The organism is Paenibacillus sp. 01T422 (genome assembly GCF_056398785.1).
In genome coordinates, this window is sequence record NZ_JBFTQB010000675.1 from 1 (window position 1) to 3635 (window position 3635).

The window sequence follows — 3635 nt, forward strand, 5'->3', positions numbered from 1 at the left end:
GGGTTACAATCGTTGATATGGTCGTCAAAGAGCTTGGTGCAGCTCCAGAAAACATCAAAATTCAATACGTGCGTCCTTAGTTTAAAAGGGCTGTCAACCCTGCAAGGGAGGGCACAGGAAAGGGTCCAGAGAAAACTGGACTCTTTCCATTTCTTGCGTTTATGGGTATAATACATACGTTGCGGCTATGAAACCGCATCTTTTACTGGTTCACCAACTTTGAAGGAGTGACATGAATGTTCAAATTGAGTGAAATCAAAGAGTTAATAAAACTCGTCGATCAATCCTCTTTACAAGAACTTGAAATTGAAAATGAAGGTGCTCGCCTGTCGATTCGCAAGCCGAATAAATCAGAGCCTGTATACGTAACTGCACCAGTTCAACACACATATGCTCCGATCGGTCAAGCAAGTGTTCCTCATGCAGCACCCGCTGCTTTGGAAACTTCTGTACCTGCGACTACTGGACATGCTAAGCAAGAGGACTCATCTTTACATAAGATCGTTTCACCTATGGTAGGAACTTTCTATCAGTCTGCTTCTCCTGGCACTGCTCCTTTCGCAAGTGTTGGTCAAAAAGTAGGCGATAAAACCGTGGTGTGTATTGTTGAAGCTATGAAATTGATGAATGAGATTGAAGCAGAAATCAAAGGTGAAATCGTTGAAATACTCGTTGAAAACGGTCAACTTGTTGAGTATGGACAGCCTTTATTTTTGGTGAGACCGGAGTAAGTTAGTATTGCTAACGGAAAACTCTTAGGAGGAAAATTAATGGAATTTCATAAAATCCTAATAGCGAACCGAGGAGAAATAGCTGTTCGTATTATCCGGGCTTGCCGTGAGATGGGCATTTATACAGTGGCTGTTTATTCAGAAGCAGATCGAGAAGCGCTGCATGTGCGACTTGCTGATGAAGCCTATTGTATTGGTCCGACTGCGTCCAAGGACAGCTACTTGAACTTCACGAACCTGATGAGTGTTGCTACACTAACAGAATGTGATGCCATTCATCCCGGTTATGGATTTTTAGCGGAAAACGCTGACTTCGCAGAAATCTGCGAAAGCTGCAACATTACGTTTATCGGTCCTTCACCTGACGCCATTAGCCGAATGGGTGATAAGGCGGTTGCCAAACAAACGATGAAAGATGCGCGAGTGCCAATCATTCCAGGGTCTGACGGATTGGTTGACAATGTAGACGACGCAATCGTCATTGCTAGAGATATTGGCTACCCAGTTATCATTAAAGCGACAGCTGGTGGTGGTGGTAAAGGGATTCGAATTGCAGAAAACGAAGATACGCTAGTCTCCCAAATTACGGCTGCGCAACAAGAAGCGCAAAATGCTTTCGGCAACGCCGGTATTTATTTGGAAAAATATTTGACGGGCATGAAGCATGTTGAGATTCAAATTATAGCGGACAAACATGGCAACGTTGTTCACTTGGGTGAGCGTGATTGTTCCGTTCAACGTCGCAGACAGAAGCTCGTAGAAGAAGCACCTTGTCCGATCCTCACGCCAGAAACGCGTGCAGCGATGGGGCAAGCAGCTGTTCGCGCAGCCAAAGCGGTTAATTACTCAGGTGCAGGAACATTGGAGTTCCTACTTGGACCTGACGGTAATTTCTACTTCATGGAAATGAATACGAGAATTCAAGTTGAGCATCCCGTAACGGAAATGATTACAGGCATCGACATTATCCAAGAGATGATTCGCGTTGCCGAAGGCAATCCGTTATCCTTTTCACAAGAAGAGGTTCGTATCAACGGGTGGGCGATCGAATGCCGTGTGAACGCAGAAGATCCGAACCGGAACTTTATGCCTTCAGCAGGTCAAGTGAAATTCTACTTGCCGCCAGGCGGATTCGGGGTTCGCGTGGACAGTGCGGTTTATCCGGGTTACACGATTCCTCCGCACTATGATTCTATGATCGCCAAACTTATCGTCTGGGGAAGTACGCGCGAAGAAGCGATTGCCCRCATGAAAAGAGCGCTAACGGAGTTTGCGGTTGATGGTGTTAACACAACGATCCCGTTTCATCTGAAGCTGCTCGAGCACAAGAAGTTTATCAAGGGTGACCATGATATTAAATTCTTGGAAGAGCACGATGTGAACGATGCAGATTCATAGATAATCATTTGTCATATTTTTGGCAAAATGGTATAGTAATAAATTAAGGATGGCTTATCCAAAAATTCTTAGGAGGTGCCACAATGAGCACAATCGCTCCGGATTACGTCAAAACAGACATGGGCAGCATCCAAATTGCCCCCGAGGTTATCGAAATCATTGCCGGTTTGGCAACGGTGGAAGTGCAAGGAGTAGCGGGGATGAGCGGTGGGCTTGCTGGCGGCATTGCTGAATTGCTTGGGCGCAAGAACTTGTCCAAGGGCGTAAAGGTAGAAGTCGGACAACGTGAAGCTGCCATTGACGTCTCCATCATTATTGAATATGGTAATCGCATTCCTGAGGTTGCTAGCGGCATTCAACAGAATGTGAAGCACGCAATTGAATCAATGACAGGACTTAGTGTCGTTGAGGTTAATGTTCATATTCATGATGTTCATTTTAAACAGGCAGATAAACCGGTTGAAGAAGAAACAGCAGCTGCTGGTCGAGTGAAATAAGGCGGAATTGCTGCATCCATATGGATCATTGAAACCCCCTACAGCATGCAGGGGGTTTCCTCTAACTATAGGAAGGGGACAAGCTTACGTGGGTAAAATTGTGGACAGGCTCTTGCTGCTTCTCTATAGCCTAATTATTTTCGTTGCATCTATCCTTGTATTGTTCACAGCATCGAGCTGGATCCCGCTAGAACAAGTAGGTCAAACGTTACATAATTTCTACTTCGAGAAGAACTATGCATATCCGGCCATCATTATCAGCTTGATTATGCTATTAATTTCTGTTCGGTTTCTCATTCTAACGCTTCGCCGCGGCCGCGCTCAAGCGCCATCGATTGATCAACGCACCGATTTTGGTGATATTCGCATTTCCATGGAAACCGTCGAGAATTTATCGTTGAAAGCTGCTGGTCGTACGAAAGGTGCCAAAGACCTCCGCGCACGTGTAAGAGTGAATCAATCAGGTCTTGAAATTACACTCAGAACCATTGTGGATGGAGAAAGTTCGATTCCTGAACTCACGGAAGAGATGCAAAGTACTGTGAAAAGTTACATAGAGGACATTACCGGCATTCCTGTAGCTTCCGTAACCGTATTCGTAGCAAATATCGTGCAATCAGCCCCAACGTTTAAAAGCCGAGTCGAATAGAGGTGAACCCACTCATGTGGAATGAATTGTGGGAGTCCCATAGGGGCAAAGTGATCGGAGTGGCAGCAGGCATTTTCTTCGGCTTCATTTATTTATTTTTTGGATTTTGGGATATGTTGATCTTTGCATTCATTGTTCTGGTCGGATTGTATATCGGAAACAAATTGGATCGCAAGGAAAGTTTCGTCATGCTTGAAGACATTTGGCGCTATCTCACGCAAAAATGGAGAATGTTTCGCTAAAATCCCTGGTACATCCATGGATTTTTTTGTTTGGATTGGCTCCATTATGACGTATACTAACAAAAAGAGCTAATTAGGGCGAAATCCGTTTTGCCGAGCAAAACGCAAAGTTAATGCT

The 3635-nt window shown here is 44.9% G+C and carries 5 protein-coding genes; all 5 read left to right on the plus strand.

Annotated elements, in window-relative coordinates; genetic code table 11:
• Positions 1-236 precede the first annotated feature (236 nt).
• The 5 genes from accB to AC1DUA_RS28700 all read left to right on the plus strand — a co-directional run bounded on the left by accB (position 237) and on the right by AC1DUA_RS28700 (position 3517).
• Positions 237-731 (plus strand): acetyl-CoA carboxylase biotin carboxyl carrier protein, encoded by a 495-nt coding sequence (gene accB, locus AC1DUA_RS28680; RefSeq protein ID WP_477502999.1) that lies wholly within the window; start codon positions 237-239, stop codon positions 729-731.
• A gap of 39 nt (positions 732-770) precedes the next feature.
• The gene (accC, locus tag AC1DUA_RS28685; RefSeq protein ID WP_477503000.1) at positions 771-2129 is read left to right on the plus strand and encodes an acetyl-CoA carboxylase biotin carboxylase subunit; all 1359 of its coding nucleotides are present in this window, start codon (positions 771-773) and stop codon (positions 2127-2129) included.
• 83 nt (positions 2130-2212) lie between these two features.
• The gene (locus tag AC1DUA_RS28690) at positions 2213-2626 is read left to right on the plus strand and encodes an Asp23/Gls24 family envelope stress response protein (protein ID WP_477503001.1); all 414 of its coding nucleotides are present in this window, start codon (positions 2213-2215) and stop codon (positions 2624-2626) included.
• Positions 2627-2714: 88 nt separating this feature from the next.
• Positions 2715-3275, plus strand: a complete 561-nt coding sequence (gene amaP, locus AC1DUA_RS28695) for an alkaline shock response membrane anchor protein AmaP (protein ID WP_477503002.1) — start codon at positions 2715-2717, stop codon at positions 3273-3275.
• Positions 3276-3289: 14 nt separating this feature from the next.
• Positions 3290-3517: a DUF2273 domain-containing protein gene (locus tag AC1DUA_RS28700; protein ID WP_477503003.1), complete on the plus strand. Its 228-nt coding sequence runs from the start codon at positions 3290-3292 to the stop codon at positions 3515-3517.
• The last annotated feature ends 118 nt before the right edge of the window (positions 3518-3635 follow it).